Genomic DNA, 15,285 nt, shown 5'->3' on the forward strand with positions numbered 1-15,285 from the left:
AAAACCTTTGAAAAAATGGGAAAACGTTTTTCATTCATACAAAAACACCTCCTCAATCTGAGAAGGTGTTCGTCGAATCAAAGCAACTCGTTCGCTAACAGGCGATAGACGTTCAAGCGATCCTCTTGTTTATGCTGGATGCTACAAATCATCGCTTCGTCAAAACCATAGCGCTCCGACTCGTCTCGCAGTTGTTCTGCAATTTGTTTCGGTGTTCCCACGAGGTGAATCGCTCGGTTGTTGGCGATATGAATTTTATCGACTTCTGTAAGCGGATAGTCGTGGGCTGCTTCTGGACTCAATAATTGTCTCAACTGTCCGCGCATCAAGAAGAGTCGCGACAAATCAGACGGCCGAGCCAAATATTCGGCCTCTTCCTCCGTCTCTGCCGTCGTGACCAAATACGTGACGCTGATGTCCGGCTTCTCCATAAAATCAGACGGGGTGAAGTGGTGGCGATACGTATCAAGCGTGTCGGCACTCAATTGACCGTTGAAAAACTGTGCGAAGGAATAGCCGAGTCCCATCCGACCGGCTTGCACGGCACTGTTTCCGCTCGACCCAAGTAACCACGCTTCCGGAAGCGTGACGCCTGTTGGGGCGGCCGGTGTGTTCTTATACCATCTCTCTTCAGGTGCTTCATCTTTGATCAATTGAAGCGTCGTATCGAGCTTCTCGTATAGACCTTCCATCATCGGCTTCTGCCCTTGTGACATCGCATAAATCGCATTAGCGTCCCCGCCTGGTGCGCGTCCGACACCGAAGTCGATGCGTCCTGGCGCAAGGGCGCTGAGCGTCTTGAACACTTCCGCCATCTTCAATGGTGAATAGTGCATCATCATGATGCCGCCGGACCCGAGACGAATCTTGTTCGTCTTAGCTGCCAGATAGGCCGTGATGACTTCCGGAGCCGAGCTCGCGAACGACATGCCGCCATGGTGCTCCGCCATCCACATCCGGTAATATCCCAACTCCTCTGCGACTTGTGCTAGCTCGACCGCGCTGTTCAGCGCATGCTCGCCTGTATGACCCGACGTGACCGGCGCCTGGTCTAACACACTCAATCTCATGATGCATTCTCCTATCTCTATAATGAAGTTTCTAAATATCTTGAATTTGTTGGACTCGCCGTCATCATACTAAATGCTTCAAGGGAATACGAATGTTTTGCCTAGTGTCTGCTTTATATTTTTCAGAAAATTTACGCATTCGGTTGATAGCACCTGGTCATATTTTTTATACTAGAAAAGAAATACGTTTCAATAGCGGCTGGATGTGTAATGGGGATACATAGACAGCGCAAACACTTCGGGGAAATGGGGAATGCATCATGAATGGTTCATCAACACCAGACAAAAAGAACACTTCTTTTTCGAGTCGGGACTTTTTTAAGTTTTTGGTCCCATCGCTCATCGGGATCATGTTTTTCATCGTCCCAATCTCATCAGAGGAAGGCTTTACGATTCCGGTCGCTTTCTTATCCAATCTATTGATTGAGTGGATTGGCGAGTTCGTCCCGACACTCGCTGTCATCATGATGGGGATTTCGATTGTCGGATCTTTATTGTTGTTTACGGCACGTCCTGCTTTTATTGTGGAACGACCGTCCATCAACGCACTCTTTAGCGTGACACCGTTTTGGTTCGTCATGCGCATCATCGGTTTTGTCGCCGGTGTGATGACGCTACTCACACTCGGACCAGAAATGATCACGTCAGAATTCACAGGAGGTTTGCTCCTCTTTGATTTGATTCCAATCTTGTTTGCGACATTCTTTTTTGCAGGTATGTTGTTACCGCTCCTCTTGAACTTTGGGCTTCTCGAGTTCGTCGGGACGTTCTTGATGAAAATCATGCGCCCACTCTTCCGATTGCCAGGGCGCGCCTCACTCGACTCGCTCGCTTCATGGGTCGGGGATGCGACGATTGGGATTCTACTGACGACCAAACAGTATGAGGAAGGTTATTATACGAAACGGGAAGCATCAATCATTGCGACGACCTTCTCCGTCGTCTCCATCACGTTCACGATCGTCGTCTTACAATACGTCGAACTCGACCAATACTTCCTACCGTACTACGGGGCGATTGTCTTATCTGGCTTGGTCGCAGCGCTCATCATGCCACGGATTTATCCACTATCTAAAAAAGCAGATACGGCTTATGAGAAGACCGAGCTTAAACCGGAAGAAGAGGTGCCGTCAGACGTTTCACTCGGGAAGTGGGCGTTGATACAAGCGCTACAAAAGTCACGTTCGAGTAAAAGTTTCCTAGAGACACTCAAAGACGGCTTCAAAAACGTCCTCGATATGTGGATCGGTGTTCTCCCTGTCGTCATGGCGGTCGGGACAATCGCGGTCGTCATCGCGGAATATACGCCGTTCTTTACCATTATCGGGAAGCCGTTCGAACCGATCCTGATGCTCCTGCAAGTACCTGAGGCATCGGAGGCCGCTCAGACGATGGTCGTCGGCTTCGCTGATATGTTCTTGCCGGCCGTCCTCGGAAGCGGCATCGAGAGCGAATTGACGCGTTTCGTCATCGCCACACTGTCCGTCACTCAGCTTATCTATATGTCTGAAGTCGGTGGCTTATTGCTCGGTTCAAAACTACCGATCTCATTCCTCGACCTCGTCTTAATCTTTTTGTTACGGACATTCATCACACTTCCGATCATCGTCGGAATCGCACATCTTGTCTTTTAACGAAAACGACGCCCTTTCTCTTTTATGAGATGGGGCGTCCTTTGTATACTAAAAGAAAAGGAGGGAGACCAAGATGGAGCACCCATTTGCAGGACAACTCGAGGTCGCGAACAACGGCTATGCTGGAATCATCGACCCGGAGCTTTACGTGAACGACCGTTATCACGGACGCTGGACATTAAAGCGCTCCGTACAGATTGAAAGCGTGCCCGTCTTGCTCCAACGCCAGTTCGAGAACGGAAAGAACAACTGTACGTTGACATCCATCACCGCGATCTTTCGTTTCTATCGAGACCATGGGTATACGAATATCCCAGATGATGTGACACAGATTCAAGAGGATGTACGCGAGATCGCCTTCATACATCATTTCAAAGACGAGAAAGGGACGCCCCCGACTCAAATCGCCACCATCATCACGAAATTATGGAAGCGATACGGGTATGAAGGTCGAGGGAGTTCCCGCTATCTATGGAAATGGTCGACGTTTGAGCGTGAGCTGAAAGCGGGTCGCCCGTTTGTGTTGAATATGGCGAACGGCTTTTATAAAAATCATTCCGTCACCGGAATCGGTTATTTACAGTTTGAAAAACGGGGTTTTTCGGACGTCATCTTGTTGGCCGTGCTCGACAACCGTTCAAAAGACGTGCGCTATATCGACTTCAATGAATTCAATTTCTGGGGAAGTATCACGCGCGTCCATCCGCCAGCCACTCGTCCATAATCGTTTCAAGCGCTTGTCCGATTCTTAACAGATGCTCACGCTTGGCATATGACCCGTAATGTAGCCCGTTTGAATCCCGACCATTCCCGAGCCCGACGAACACTTCAGACGGTTTCATATGAAGTCCAATCATCGGGATGCCCGATTCATGGCGTCCGATTTCATAAGTGATGGCAGGATAAGCAGACAGTCTTCCGATTGTTGAAAAACCGCTAAAGGCACGACAGTTGTCTCGTCCGAGCACAATGATACGGATTGGTTTGATATATGCAATCGTCCGCTCCAACAATTCGATTGAGTTCGGGTGTTCCATCCAGTCGCGTCCGGTCTTCATCTTCCCCATTTGTTCATACGTCGCATACTTGAAAAAATCGACGTGGATGACAGAGACCGGATCGTCATAAAATGTTCGCCCCATCCCGTTCAACAGCGCCTCAAGTTTGGCGCCATTCGGTTTCCCGAACCAGCTCGTTGTCGCGCGACCCGATTCGAAATAAGACGATGCTCGTTCTATCGTTTCTTGCAGCGCCTCTTCATTTCCGAGGTAATCTTCAAACGAGAGCGCGTTCCGCCAATAGAACTTTTGGTGTTGCCCCATTCTCGGTGTCCCGTCTCGATGTAAAAACTCGCCGCGTGACGGGTTCGTCCCAATAGTCAGCCATTGATTCGCACGAGGACGACCGTACCAAAGGACAGGCGATGCCTCCGAAATCAGTTCTTGACCAAACGATGTCTCACATAACGTTGCTTGAAATCGGATTGCATCTTGTAACAATTTTACTGCCTCCATGTCATCCCTCCTCTCCCGTTCGTTTCCCGCTTTCGAGAGTTCATAAAATGCGTTATAGTGATAGGACGAAGCCAAACAAAGGACGTGTATACATGCGCATCAATAAATTCATCAGTGAATCAGGCAAGGCGTCCCGTCGCCAAGCCGATCGTCTCGTCGAAGAGGGACGCGTCACCATCAACGGGAAAAAAGCAAAAATCGGCGACCAGGTCAAACCGGGGGATGAAGTCCTCGTCAACGGTTCGGTCGCACGTGTCGCACGAAACAACGTGTATATCGCCGTTCATAAGCCGGTCGGGATCACGAGTACGACAGAGAAGAAAGTAAAAGGAAACTTGGTCGACATGGTCAACCACCCGCTCCGCATCTTCAACATCGGTCGTCTCGATAAAGACTCGGAAGGCCTCATCCTCATGACGAACGATGGCGATATCGTCAACGAAATCCTTCGCGCAGAAGGCGAGCACGAGAAAGAATACATCGTCTCGGTCGATAAGCCGATCACACCGGAGTTCGTCGAACAGATGGAAGCCGGCGTCAAAATCCTCGGACAGAAGACGCTACCGTGTAAAGTACGTCCGCTCTCGAAGTTCGACTTCAACATCACCCTCACGCAAGGACTCAACCGTCAGATCCGTCGGATGTGTGAGGCGCTCGGCTATGAAGTATTCCGCCTCCAACGCGTGCGTGTCATGAACATCACGCTCGGAAAACTCCCGCCTGGACAATGGCGCGACCTTTCGAAAAAAGAGCGGGAGCAGTTGTTCCGCGAATTGAATTACGAACCGAAAGAATGGTACTAAAACAAGCCTAGACGCGCGTCTAGGCTTGTTTTTTATTCTGGTCGAAGCGATGCGACATAATCGGTCTCACGGCGAATGAAACGTTTGAGTTGAGCGCTCAAGTCATCGAGCTGGCCCATTGTCGTTCTGAACTTGAAAGTCGCATGGAAGTGATCGAACGAATCGTGTGGCCACTCGTCATGGATGAAGACGTCGACTTGAATCGTGCCTGTCCGATCAATCAGTGTGAACGTGAGGCTGATTTTTTGGTCATCCGCATCCGGGTCCAACAACTCCCAAGTCACGGGATTCTTTCCCCATATGTTATTGAATCCATCGATTGAGTCAATCAGTTCTTGCAATGTCTCGTCCTGTATATATACATCTTGATTGCTCGAACAGACGGATGCATGGAGCTGTAGCTTAACCTGATAAAACAGCTCAGTTTCATCCATCCAAATCCGTTCCATCTCGAATTGAGTTTTCACTCTCCTCACCCGCCTTTTCGTTTTAATCTGAACACTTACTCTGGGCGAAGCGATTCGACCGAATTGGTTTCGCGTCCTAAGAATGCCGACAGTTGTCGCTGCAAATCATCCATCTGTCCCATCGTCGTCTCGAACGAGAACGTCGCATTCATATCTCCGTCATCACCTTTATTTTGCTCGATTGCGGCGCTGACTTGAACAACCCCTCTTACATTCGCAAGCGCGAACGTCAAGGAGACACGGACGAGCGGAAGGTCAAGTATCCATATCTCCGGTGACTTCCCATTCCGTTCATTGAACGCTCGTAATGAAGAGATCAATGTGTTGATATCGGATGCTGTGACATACTCGTTCACGTTAACCTCGCACCACTTCCCTTTTAGCGTCATCATCACTTCGATTGCCAAATCGTCTTCCCATATTCGCCTCAGTTTGAACTGTTCTACCATCCTCATCCCCACGCTTTCGTTTCGACTATATCATGTCAATTTGATGAATCATTTAAATTTTTTACTCAAAACGGGAATATGAATGGTACAGATGATTTTCAAACGAAAAGAGGTGATTCGTCATGAATGGTGCAATCTTTCCACACACCTCGGTCGGCAAGTGGTCTATCATCCTGATTGCCTTGTTTCTTGCCATGTATGTGCCGTTTCTCCTGCTCAATCAATTTGATACAATCTTCCACTCGACGCTTTGGAGCGACAATACCGCAAACATGCTTCGACTCAGCTATATGACCACATTCTCCGTCCTCGGACTCGGAGCGTTTGTGACCGGATGGTGGGCTATTCTGAAGCAGAAAGAGTATGCTGTGCTCGTCTTTTTTGCCGCTGTGCTCAGCTCAGGTCTAGTCATGCTACTCGTGATGGAGTTAGTCGGAATCTTAGAGTAATCAAAAACTAGGGCCTCCATAGAGACCCTAGTTTTATTTCGCCGTCACGCCACCGTCTACCGGAAGTTCGATCCCGCTAATATGATTCGCTTCGTCTGACGCGAGGAATAGGACAGCTGCCGCGACCTCATCCGCTTGTCCGAGATTCGGCAAAGCGATTTGATTCAAGAAGTGCTGCTTATAGTCCGGATGTTCCATATGCGGCGCACTCATCGGTGTCACGATATACCCCGGATGCACCGAGTTGACGCGAATGTTTTGCTTCCCGTAATCGACGGCCGCTGCTTTCGTGAGAGAACGGACAGCACCTTTTGAGGCCGTGTATGCCCCGGCACCTGCCATACCTTTCAGTGCTGAGATGGAGGAGATGTTGACAATCGATCCTCCGCCATTTTCTGTCATGAGCGGAATCGCATACTGTGTCCCTAACATGACCCCATCGATGTTGATGCGATACGTGCGCGCCCAGTCCTCTTCTGTCTGTTCCAAGAACGGTTTCGCGAGTGCGATTCCGGCATTATTGATGAGGATATCCAATTTGCCACACGTCGCTTCCACTTCTGCAAACACGTCTTCCCAGCTTGAACGTGAGGTCACGTCATGCTTCACCGCGATGGCTTCCCCACCTTGTGCACGAATCGACTCGACTACGCTCCCTACCCCTTGTTCATTGATATCTGTTGCGACGACCGTCGCTCCTTCTTTGGCGAATAGACGTGCCGTCGACTCTCCCATACCACTTCCTGCCCCTGTGATGACCGCTACTTTCCCCTGTAAACGCATTGTCCCAGCTCCATTCATTAAATTATGATAGTCTAACTATCATAATTATAATTGGATGTGACATTAATCTCAACGAAACTGCTCGAAGACGATATACTAAGGACAGACAATGAGGTGATGGAATTGAGTAAACGACAACAAAACAAAGAAGAACGGATTCAACTGATTATTCAAGAGGCAGAACGCTTATTTTTAGAGAATGGCTTTGAGAAAGTTCAAATGCAGGACATTGCGGATGCGGCAAGGATTGGGGTAGCGACACTGTTTCGCTATTTTCCGAAGAAAGACCAATTGATCGTCGCAGCGGCCGTCAAAAATCTACAGCCGACACTCGAGCGATTTGAACAGTTTGTGAATGAGGAAGGCAACGCCTATGAACGGCTCGAGATCATCTTGAACCACTTTTTCGAGATGCAGTTGGAGCGGACGGACCACGCCCGTTTTCGTGAGGCGTTCGAGAGCTATGCATCGTTCGTCGCCACACCCCTTCCTGGCATCGAGACATACATTGACGTACAACGACGAATCATGCAGACGCTTGAACCGTTGATCGAAGACGGAAAGCGTGATGGCTCGTTCAGACCAGATATCGATGTGAAAGTGACAATTGTTACGATCATCAATGCATTCGGGACGTTCGGCAACAATATCATGTTGAAGTCGCACATCAGTTATTTAGAGGACGATATCGAACCGGCTGTGCAAATCAACGCATTAAAAGAGATGTTGCTCGCCTCCATTCGGGCATAAGAAAACCCCTTCCTCGTGAAGGGGTTTATTCGTGCAGTTCTAACGGTAGTCCATCCGGGTCGAAGAAGAAAGTCATCTTCTCTCCTGTAAAATCATCACGACGAATCGGTTCTGTCGCAATCCCACGTTCGTTTAATTCGGCAATGACGGACTCGATGTCGTGGACTTTAAACGCCAAGTGTCGAAGACCGCGCGCCTCTGGGAAATTTGGACGCTCGGGACTATTCGGTTTGATGAACAGCTCGAGCTCATATGTACCAAGACGTAAGTCGATTTTGTGATCCTGTTTCTCCGGGCGGTGGTGTTCTCGAATCACTTCGAATCCGAGTGCCTCGACATAAAAATGCTTGGCTTTATCGTAATCCGACGCAATGATTGCGACGTGGTGAATCGTATGTAAGTTCATCATTCTACCCCCGTATACAAAAAATGAGCACCTCTCACTAGAGGTGCTCTCGAAAGTCTACCGCGACGGACTACGCTCCACAACGTGCTCCTCAAGGGAATGTCCGCCGTCTTACATAGACCAGCTCATCGCATGTACTCAACTATATGCGAAACCTACGTCCTCGTCAATCTTTTCTTCAAATCCAGTTGACATCTTCCTAATTTTTAGGATAATCAATAGTGTTAGCACTCTTTATACAAGAGTGCCAAAATACAGACAAACAAGGGAGAACGATCATGACAAAGAAACAGTTTCAAACGGAATCGAAACGAATTTTAGAGTTGATGGTCCACTCAATTTATACACATAAGGACATCTTCTTGCGCGAGCTCATCTCGAACGCAAGTGACGCGATCGATAAGATGTATTATCGCGCCCTCTCCGACGAGAGCATCGAGTTCAACAAAGACGATTACTTCGTCAAAATCGAACTCGATAAAGAGGCACGGACGATTACGATTCGCGACACGGGCATCGGGATGACAGAAGAAGAACTTGAAACGAATCTCGGAATTATTGCAAAGAGTGGTTCACTCGCCATGAAACAGGCGACGAAGATGGAAGAAGACCATAGCCTCATTGGTCAATTCGGGGTCGGATTCTATTCCGCGTTCATGGTCGCTGACCGTGTGACGGTACGGACTCGCTCGATTGACAGTGATCAAGGATACGTATGGGAGTCAGAAGGCACAGACGGCTATTCAATCGAACCGACAGACAAGGCGGACATCGGTACAGAAATCACGCTCCACTTGAAAGCAGACACAGAAGATGACGCGTATTCTTCATTCCTTGAAGAATACGAGATCCGCTCGCTCATCAAGAAACATTCGGACTTCATCCGTTACCCAATCAAACTTGATGTGACGAAACATCGTCAAAAAGAGGACTCAGAAGAGTATGAGGACTACAAGGAAGAAGAGACCGTCAACAGCATGGTGCCGATTTGGCGGAAGCGTAAGAGCGAACTCAAAGACGAGGATTATAAGGCGTTCTATCACGAGAAGCGCTATGGCTTTGATGAGCCGCTCAAGCACCTTCACTTGAACGTCGACGGGACGATTCGTTATCAATCGATCCTCTACATCCCGTCAACGGTTCCGTTCGACTATTACACGAAAGAATTTGAGAAAGGGCTCGAGCTCTACTCGAACGGCGTGTTGATCATGGAGAAGTCACCAGACCTCTTGCCGGACTATTTCGGTTTCGTCAAAGGGATGGTCGACTCTGAAGACCTCTCACTCAACATTTCCCGTGAAATGTTGCAGCAAGACCGCCAGCTTCGCGTGATTGCGAAGAACTTGAAGTCAAAAATCAAAGGGATGCTCGAGAAGATGCTCCAAAACGAGCGTGAGGACTACGAGAAGTTCTATGAGTCGTTCGGTCGTCAATTGAAGTTCGGCGTGTACGACCAATTCGGCGCAGCCAAAGACGAATTGAAAGACTTGATTCTCTTCCATTCTTCTCATGAGAAGAAACTCGTCTCGCTCAAAGAGTACGTCGAGCGGATGAAAGAAGATCAGAAGTATATCTACTATGCGACAGGCGAATCGATTCATCGCATCGACCTCTTGCCACAAGCAGAGCGCTTGAAAGAGGAAGGATATGAAATCCTCTACTTCACAGAAGAAATCGACGAGTTCGCAATCAAGATGCTTCAGTCGTATGACGACAAAGAGTTCAAGTCGATTGCGAGCGGCGACCTCGGTCTCGATGACGCGGAAGCGAAGTCGCTCAACGAAGACAACCAAGACTTGTTTGTTTTCATGAAAGAAGAACTCGGGGACCGCGTCAAAGAAGTTCGTGCCTCGACACGCCTTAAGTCACATCCAGTCTGTCTGACGGTCGCGGGTGACGTCTCGATTGAGATGGAGAAGATTTTGAACGCGATGCCAAATGGCGGCGGCATGAAAGCGGAGAAAGTGCTCGAAGTGAATGCTGAGCATGCCATCTTCCAGACGCTCCAACGTGTTTATAAGGAAGATGAAGCAAAAGCGAAACAATATACAGACCTCTTATATCAACAAGCCCTTCTCATTGAAGGGTTACCGATTGAAGATCCGGTAGCATATTCGAATGCGGTGTGTGCGTTGATGGCGGAGTAATTTTAATCGAAAAAGACAGGCTAGAAACTGAACTAAGAGTTTGATTTTTATGACAAACTTTTTAGTCAAGGTTTCGAACCTGTCTTTTATATTTGATGGCTTCAACAAAATCGTATTTGCATAGTTAATTTGAACAGCTTTTCACCATTGACGTCATGAAAAACACCAGCTTCGTAGCGTGATGTGGAAGGTGTGTCAAATGCAGTATGTGAATAAAGATAGTCTTTGAGACGATTACGATCGTAAATATGGTAGCAAATAATAGTCCCATTTTCTTTTACGATAATGTATCCTCCTGTGGCGGAATCAAGCCCAGACCACTTTTTATTGGGCACCATACCTAATGCAATTGAAACTAACATCTCTTTTACTTTATGTTCAATTAACTCAATATCTTCGCCAGTTTTGTGAACATATGACTCAACAACATCTTTGATTTTTTTTCCTCTTACGAACAATGAGCAGTAATACAAATCACTCAAAATTTTTGGCATTAGGAAATCAGTCATTTGTAGATTACGTGAGAAAGTATTATTCATGTATTTAAACTGCAACTGAATATCTTTACTTTCTAAATAAGCAGCACGTTCCATAAGTTTATTTCGACTATTCAAATTTTGAATTTCCTCGATAATTTCAGTCGTGACTGGTTTTGAAGGACTATAGTATACCGATGTAGGTTCAGAAGCGTTTAATAACGTGGGTTGACTCCCCATTAAAGATTTAATACTGAATTCAAGCTGTGGTGAAAGACCTGTACGTTGATCATATATCTGGATTTTTAAATCACTCTTACTAGATGATGGACTTTTTATACTTTTAAGCTTCAGATCATGAATAAGCTCATCTAATTCAGGAACACTGAACGTACCACTTCCATTTTGTATAGCGTTTAGCAATTTTGTTCTTCCATTCGCAACATCTTCTTTGCTAACGCGATACTCCCCAATAGAATCTTTAACAATGACATACCCCTGATCAATATTCGAAATATCATACTCAATATCAATGTGTGGATTTTCAGTATCAGCTTTATAGAGCTTAATTACTTCGTAACCTGCATCAGGTATTAAATTTAAATGGTCATCTACTATGTCGAGTTTCCCAGAACACATAGTATTTAAAAATGCGTAAAACTCTGACCACTCACCTTTGTTATATTTGGACATGAGCTTCTCCTAAGTTGTGTTTTTAAATCTTTAATGTCATTTGTTCATCTTTCATTTCTGCTTCTTGCAAGACTAACTTCATTTTATCTGCCACTGCTTTAATAACCGGGACCGCTACAGAATTTCCAAATTGTCTATACATTTGTGTCCTTGAAACCGGAACAACAAATGATTCAGGAAAGCCCATGAGTCGCTTGCATTCAAGTTCGGAAAAGAGTCTTACACCTGTTGGGCCATCTTTAACAAAAGTGCCTGTCAATCGTTGAATTTTATGATAACTTGCAACTAATGTTTTAGCTTGAACATCTGAATCATGATCCACCAATTGAGGCTTCCCGTCATCTTTCTTAAATAGATAACTATTCTGCAGATGCTCAGAAACTGTATATCCTTCAACATTCTTCTCTAGAATGGTTTTGATAGGAACTTTATTATCAGGGTCACCCTTAGGAAACTCAAACTCAGAAATATTCATATTAGGATGAAACCCAATAATTAAAACCCGCTTCCTAACGTGGGGTAACCCAAAATTTTGAGCATCCAATACGTCATGAAACACACTATATCCTAATTCCTCTAAGGCACTAACGATTATTTTAAATGTTTCTCCATTTTGAATAGTTAAAATGCCCGGTACATTTTCTAATAAAAACATTTTTGGCATATGCCATTTTAAAATTCTTAAAACATCAAAAAATAATGTTCCTTGAGTTTCGTGAGCAAAACCTTGTCGTTTTCCTATATTTGAAAATGGCTGACACGGAAATCCCGCCAACAGCACATCATGTTCCGGAATATCTTTCTCATGAATTTTTGTTATATCACCGAAAGGTACTTCTCCATAGTTTGCTTCATATGTCTTAGCTGCGTGTGGATCCCATTCTGCACTAAACACCCCCGTCGTATTTTCATCCTCGAAGCCTTTTCTAATGCCACCTATCCCAGCAAACAAATCAATAAATCGTAATTTTCCATCCATCAGACGATCCTCCTCATTTTTTTCGTATATAGTCAATCCTTGTTGTAAAAGTAAATTACATCTCATTGAAAAGCTAAGCTTTTCATCAACATCTAGATTCATTATTTCTTCGTATAATTGGTCATCAATGTAAACACTTCTACTTTTTCTTTTATCATTATGAGGTAGAACCTTTCTTCCTGCTCCAGAGCGACTTCCCCCACGCAATTATAAGAACCTCCGTTCGCCATTATAACTTTGTAAGAAAACAATAGCATATGGATTTTGATTTAACAATTTGTTTTATCAATTATTATTCCGTAAATCCTTCATATACTCAATATATACACTAGCATTGCATCTTAATAGAAATGGGTAAAGTTACCTAAGTGTCGATTAAATCGGTTCTTAATAGAATTTAGGAGCAAACTCAATGAAAAAGACACAGTCAAATAGATCAAATAATATGCGTGCAATAAGAGGTAAAGATACGAAAATGGAGATCAAGGTACGACGAGCTTTATGGCAAAAAGGATACCGATTCCGTAAAAATGATCGTACTTTGTATGGGTCGCCCGATATTTCAATAAAAAAATACAAACTCGTTGTCTTTTTAGATTCATGTTTTTGGCATGGTTGTCCTGTTCATTTTAAGCTTCCCAAGATCAATAGTGAGTTTTGGGACCAAAAAATCAGACGGAATATTGAAAGGGATGCAGAAGTTACACGCCATTATGTAGAGGAAGGATGGACGATTCTTCGTTTTTGGGAACATGAGATCAAAGAAGATTTTGATCATGTGATTTATGTAATCTCTCATTATGTAGAACGCCAACGCTCTCTTTCAAATTTGTAAGAATAGAAGTCTAATATTGAACAGGCTCAAAATCGATTCCTGCTTTTTCATAACGATAAAACGGGTTATTGCCTTCCCAATCATCTGGCATTTTTGTCGAGGACAGTAATCTGTCCTCTTCTTTTGTAATGATACAAATGAAGTGATATTTGTCTAAAAGTTGATGGATTCTTTCTCTTGTTAGTTCATTCTTAAGTGCTAATTCTCTGAACTCATTTAAGTAAATGTTTTTCGGGACCATATGTTCATATACTAGTCCAGACGGTATTCGATTTATTAAGCGCTCTTTTGCTCCTTCTGTAATGAAATCCCCCATCCGATATTTTGTTTTCGCCAACCCAAGTCCACGAAAGAAACTTTCCGTTAAAAAATATAAGTTCTCACCCATGCCTTTTTTTAATTGATAATGGCGTAGTCCTTCGTCTCGAATAGATAACGACAGCATTGTGACCTCGTATAAATGCTCGCTAAGATGTCGGATCAACGCATCTCGGTCATACGAAATCGCCAAAATAGCTGCATGCATCGCGTTCTCAGAAATATCCACGGTGTCTACAATATCCTCATTAGAATTCGTCGCAAAATCAATTTCCTCTTTCTTATCTTCTTTTTGTTTCTCCACAACTGCTATTCCAAAGTTATGTTCCGCTCTATTTAAATGAGTCATTGACTTACCCTCCTTTGACTTTATTTTATAAAAGGAGCGATTCATCACCCAATTTCCACTTCTCTTGACAGCCCACCATATTGATTTTTCTAATGCTGACGAATGGTAAGTTTCAAAATTCACATCATAGAATTCTGAATCGATAAACTTTATTACTAATTCGCGTTTTGTCCATGTACTTTTACAAGCCACTTTTTCAAATTCTTGTATAAACTCTAACGCATTTTGATTTAATGATATTCCCATTGCATAACGCTCCCCAAATATTTTAAAAACCCCTTACGACACTTCATCTTAATTGATAATATATCGCCCACGTACGAGAATTCCACAGCTTTTTCAGTATTAAAAATAACTGTTCTATAATAAGATTGAAAAAATCATATAAATGTTATCAAAGAAAAACAAAATCAATTGAAAGCGTTACCATCATTGATACATAGATATTTATCAATACTTCTAATTATTTCAACACATTTCAAAGCATGCAAACGCCTTGACAATTCCAGCTCGTTATATGAATTTAGTATTACATTATAATTATTCTAGTCGAGATAGAAACGCTAGAGTAAAAAACAAGGAGGACATAACCCATGTCATTAATCGGCAAAGAAGTACTACCATTCAAAGCACAAGCATTCCAAACAGGTGAATTCCTCGAAGTTACAGAGAACGACCTCAAAGGTAAATGGAGCGTTGTCTGCTTCTACCCAGCTGACTTCACATTCGTCTGCCCAACTGAACTCGAAGACCTTCAAAACGAGTACGCTACACTTAAAAACCTCGGTGTAGAAGTTTACTCTGTCTCAACAGACACACACTTCACACATAAAGCTTGGCACGAAACATCTGAGAAAATCGGAAAAATCGAGTACATCATGATCGGTGACCCATCACACGTCATCTCACGCAACTTCGACGTCTTGAACGAAGAAGACGGCCTCGCAGACCGTGGTACGTTCATCATCGACCCAGACGGCGTCATCCAAACTGTCGAGATCAACGCTGGCGGCATCGGCCGTGACGCGAGCACGCTCGTCAACAAAGTCAAAGCAGCACAATACGTACGCAACAACCCAGGCGAAGTCTGCCCAGCGAAATGGGAAGAGGGTTCTGAAACACTCCGCCCAAGCCTTGACCTCGTCGGTAAATTGTAAGGAGCG

At 44.9% G+C, this 15,285-nt stretch carries 17 protein-coding genes; 8 read left to right on the forward strand and 9 right to left on the reverse strand.

Going from position 1 to position 15,285, the window contains the following annotated elements; all coding sequences use genetic code 11:
• Positions 1–77 precede the first annotated feature (77 nt).
• Positions 78–1,070, reverse strand: a complete 993-nt coding sequence (locus LCM29_RS12080; protein WP_224863082.1) for an LLM class flavin-dependent oxidoreductase — start codon at positions 1,068–1,070, stop codon at positions 78–80.
• 260 nt (positions 1,071–1,330) lie between these two features.
• Between LCM29_RS12080 and LCM29_RS12085 the strand changes: the two genes are divergently transcribed.
• Together LCM29_RS12085 and LCM29_RS12090 are read left to right on the forward strand one after the other, a co-directional pair.
• On the forward strand, positions 1,331–2,704 hold the full coding sequence (locus tag LCM29_RS12085; protein WP_224863084.1) for a YjiH family protein: 1,374 nt from the start codon (positions 1,331–1,333) through the stop codon (positions 2,702–2,704).
• Positions 2,705–2,777: 73 nt separating this feature from the next.
• Positions 2,778–3,428: a C39 family peptidase gene (locus LCM29_RS12090; RefSeq protein WP_224863086.1), complete on the forward strand. Its 651-nt coding sequence runs from the start codon at positions 2,778–2,780 to the stop codon at positions 3,426–3,428.
• Here the strand turns inward: LCM29_RS12090 and LCM29_RS12095 are convergent.
• Positions 3,394–4,218 carry a hypothetical protein gene (locus LCM29_RS12095; RefSeq protein ID WP_224863088.1) on the reverse strand — a complete coding sequence of 275 codons (825 nt, stop codon included), beginning with the start codon at positions 4,216–4,218 and terminating at the stop codon, positions 3,394–3,396. The genes LCM29_RS12090 and LCM29_RS12095 overlap by 35 nt on opposite strands.
• A gap of 92 nt (positions 4,219–4,310) precedes the next feature.
• Here LCM29_RS12095 and rluF point away from each other — a divergent pair, with 92 nt between their 5' ends.
• Positions 4,311–5,021: a 23S rRNA pseudouridine(2604) synthase RluF gene (gene rluF, locus LCM29_RS12100; protein ID WP_015880301.1), complete on the forward strand. Its 711-nt coding sequence runs from the start codon at positions 4,311–4,313 to the stop codon at positions 5,019–5,021.
• Between the two features lie 32 nt (positions 5,022–5,053).
• Here rluF and LCM29_RS12105 read toward each other — a convergent pair whose 3' ends face one another.
• A complete protein-coding gene (locus LCM29_RS12105; RefSeq protein WP_224863090.1) occupies positions 5,054–5,488 on the reverse strand; it encodes a hypothetical protein in 435 nt (144 codons plus the stop codon).
• 35 nt (positions 5,489–5,523) lie between these two features.
• Positions 5,524–5,937, reverse strand: a complete 414-nt coding sequence (locus LCM29_RS12110) for a hypothetical protein (protein WP_224863092.1) — start codon at positions 5,935–5,937, stop codon at positions 5,524–5,526.
• Between the two features lie 122 nt (positions 5,938–6,059).
• Between LCM29_RS12110 and LCM29_RS12115 the strand changes: the two genes are divergently transcribed.
• Positions 6,060–6,386: a hypothetical protein gene (locus tag LCM29_RS12115; protein ID WP_224863094.1), complete on the forward strand. Its 327-nt coding sequence runs from the start codon at positions 6,060–6,062 to the stop codon at positions 6,384–6,386.
• 33 nt (positions 6,387–6,419) lie between these two features.
• Here LCM29_RS12115 and LCM29_RS12120 read toward each other — a convergent pair whose 3' ends face one another.
• The gene (locus LCM29_RS12120) at positions 6,420–7,169 is read right to left on the reverse strand and encodes an SDR family NAD(P)-dependent oxidoreductase (RefSeq protein ID WP_224863096.1); all 750 of its coding nucleotides are present in this window, start codon (positions 7,167–7,169) and stop codon (positions 6,420–6,422) included.
• A gap of 117 nt (positions 7,170–7,286) precedes the next feature.
• Between LCM29_RS12120 and LCM29_RS12125 the strand changes: the two genes are divergently transcribed.
• A complete protein-coding gene (locus tag LCM29_RS12125) occupies positions 7,287–7,919 on the forward strand; it encodes a TetR/AcrR family transcriptional regulator (protein WP_224863098.1) in 633 nt (210 codons plus the stop codon).
• A 25-nt stretch (positions 7,920–7,944) separates the two neighbouring features.
• Here LCM29_RS12125 and LCM29_RS12130 read toward each other — a convergent pair whose 3' ends face one another.
• Positions 7,945–8,325: a VOC family protein gene (locus LCM29_RS12130; protein ID WP_224863099.1), complete on the reverse strand. Its 381-nt coding sequence runs from the start codon at positions 8,323–8,325 to the stop codon at positions 7,945–7,947.
• A 278-nt stretch (positions 8,326–8,603) separates the two neighbouring features.
• Between LCM29_RS12130 and htpG the strand changes: the two genes are divergently transcribed.
• Positions 8,604–10,472, forward strand: a complete 1,869-nt coding sequence (gene htpG, locus LCM29_RS12135; RefSeq protein ID WP_224863100.1) for a molecular chaperone HtpG — start codon at positions 8,604–8,606, stop codon at positions 10,470–10,472.
• A 101-nt stretch (positions 10,473–10,573) separates the two neighbouring features.
• Here htpG and LCM29_RS12140 read toward each other — a convergent pair whose 3' ends face one another.
• The gene (locus LCM29_RS12140; RefSeq protein ID WP_224863101.1) at positions 10,574–11,641 is read right to left on the reverse strand and encodes an HpaII family restriction endonuclease; all 1,068 of its coding nucleotides are present in this window, start codon (positions 11,639–11,641) and stop codon (positions 10,574–10,576) included.
• Between the two features lie 22 nt (positions 11,642–11,663).
• The gene (locus LCM29_RS12145) at positions 11,664–12,827 is read right to left on the reverse strand and encodes a DNA cytosine methyltransferase (RefSeq protein ID WP_224863102.1); all 1,164 of its coding nucleotides are present in this window, start codon (positions 12,825–12,827) and stop codon (positions 11,664–11,666) included.
• Between the two features lie 205 nt (positions 12,828–13,032).
• On the opposite strand from LCM29_RS12145, the gene LCM29_RS12150 reads away from it, so the two are divergent.
• Entirely contained in the window at positions 13,033–13,455 is a 423-nt protein-coding gene (locus LCM29_RS12150; protein ID WP_224863103.1) for a very short patch repair endonuclease, read from the forward strand.
• Positions 13,456–13,465: 10 nt separating this feature from the next.
• On the opposite strand, the gene LCM29_RS12155 is transcribed toward LCM29_RS12150, so the two are convergent.
• Complete coding sequence (locus tag LCM29_RS12155) at positions 13,466–14,368, reverse strand: hypothetical protein (protein ID WP_224863104.1); 903 nt, start codon at positions 14,366–14,368, stop codon at positions 13,466–13,468.
• Between the two features lie 347 nt (positions 14,369–14,715).
• On the opposite strand from LCM29_RS12155, the gene ahpC reads away from it, so the two are divergent.
• Positions 14,716–15,279 (forward strand): alkyl hydroperoxide reductase subunit C, encoded by a 564-nt coding sequence (gene ahpC / locus LCM29_RS12160; protein ID WP_015880295.1) that lies wholly within the window; start codon positions 14,716–14,718, stop codon positions 15,277–15,279.
• Positions 15,280–15,285: the final 6 nt, after the last annotated feature.

It is taken from the genome of Exiguobacterium aestuarii, assembly GCF_020171655.1.
Lineage (GTDB): Bacteria > Bacillota > Bacilli > Exiguobacteriales > Exiguobacteriaceae > Exiguobacterium > Exiguobacterium aestuarii_A.

Excerpts from the sequence above, each read along its gene's own strand:
- LCM29_RS12080 (WP_224863082.1), bottom strand. The coding sequence starts at position 1,070 with ATGAGATTGAGTGTGTTAGACCAGGCGCCGGTCACGTCGGGTCATACA.
- LCM29_RS12085 (WP_224863084.1), top strand. The coding sequence starts at position 1,331 with ATGAATGGTTCATCAACACCAGACAAAAAGAACACTTCTTTTTCGAGT.
- LCM29_RS12090 (WP_224863086.1), top strand. The coding sequence starts at position 2,778 with ATGGAGCACCCATTTGCAGGACAACTCGAGGTCGCGAACAACGGCTAT.
- LCM29_RS12095 (WP_224863088.1), bottom strand. The coding sequence starts at position 4,218 with ATGGAGGCAGTAAAATTGTTACAAGATGCAATCCGATTTCAAGCAACG.
- rluF (WP_015880301.1), top strand. The coding sequence starts at position 4,311 with ATGCGCATCAATAAATTCATCAGTGAATCAGGCAAGGCGTCCCGTCGC.
- LCM29_RS12110 (WP_224863092.1), bottom strand. The coding sequence starts at position 5,937 with ATGGTAGAACAGTTCAAACTGAGGCGAATATGGGAAGACGATTTGGCA.
- LCM29_RS12115 (WP_224863094.1), top strand. The coding sequence starts at position 6,060 with ATGAATGGTGCAATCTTTCCACACACCTCGGTCGGCAAGTGGTCTATC.
- LCM29_RS12120 (WP_224863096.1), bottom strand. The coding sequence starts at position 7,169 with ATGCGTTTACAGGGGAAAGTAGCGGTCATCACAGGGGCAGGAAGTGGT.
- LCM29_RS12125 (WP_224863098.1), top strand. The coding sequence starts at position 7,287 with ATGGAATTGAGTAAACGACAACAAAACAAAGAAGAACGGATTCAACTG.
- LCM29_RS12130 (WP_224863099.1), bottom strand. The coding sequence starts at position 8,325 with ATGAACTTACATACGATTCACCACGTCGCAATCATTGCGTCGGATTAC.
- htpG (WP_224863100.1), top strand. The coding sequence starts at position 8,604 with ATGACAAAGAAACAGTTTCAAACGGAATCGAAACGAATTTTAGAGTTG.
- LCM29_RS12140 (WP_224863101.1), bottom strand. The coding sequence starts at position 11,641 with ATGTCCAAATATAACAAAGGTGAGTGGTCAGAGTTTTACGCATTTTTA.
- LCM29_RS12150 (WP_224863103.1), top strand. The coding sequence starts at position 13,033 with ATGAAAAAGACACAGTCAAATAGATCAAATAATATGCGTGCAATAAGA.
- LCM29_RS12155 (WP_224863104.1), bottom strand. The coding sequence starts at position 14,368 with ATGGGAATATCATTAAATCAAAATGCGTTAGAGTTTATACAAGAATTT.
- ahpC (WP_015880295.1), top strand. The coding sequence starts at position 14,716 with ATGTCATTAATCGGCAAAGAAGTACTACCATTCAAAGCACAAGCATTC.